The following is a 359-nucleotide window of genomic DNA, read 5'->3' on the forward strand; positions in this document are numbered from 1 at the left end:
CGCGGTAGAGGTCGACGGTCTTGTTGGCGCAGCTTTCCGGCACCATCCAGACCTCGCCGTCGCGCTCGAAGACGAACGGGTAGGAGAGATGATAGGGCAGGTCCAGCACCGGCTCCGGTCGGCCGATCGGACCGGTCGGGCCGAACGGAACCGCCGACAGGATCGCCTTGCCGGTCCGGTGGATATAGTCCTCGACGAACGTCCTCGCCGGCCCGGTGGACGTGGCAGCGCTATCGGCGCAGCGGAGTGCGTCGGCCATGCCAGCTTCCGACCTCGAAGCGAGAGTGGAAGCGCTGGAGCAAGAAGTCGCGGCCCAGTCGGCGGCGATCTGCACGAAGGTCTCTTCCGGCTGCATTTTG

Annotated in this window: 1 pseudogene; it reads right to left on the minus strand. The window is 66.6% G+C overall.

The annotated features are described in order from the left end of the window. Window positions 1–199, minus strand: a pseudogene (locus tag EN786_RS36465) (formyl transferase); the annotation flags it as partial. Between the last annotated feature and the right edge of the window lie 160 nt (window positions 200–359).

It is taken from the genome of Mesorhizobium sp. M4B.F.Ca.ET.143.01.1.1 (assembly GCF_004792275.1).
GTDB classification, from domain to species: domain Bacteria; phylum Pseudomonadota; class Alphaproteobacteria; order Rhizobiales; family Rhizobiaceae; genus Mesorhizobium; species Mesorhizobium abyssinicae.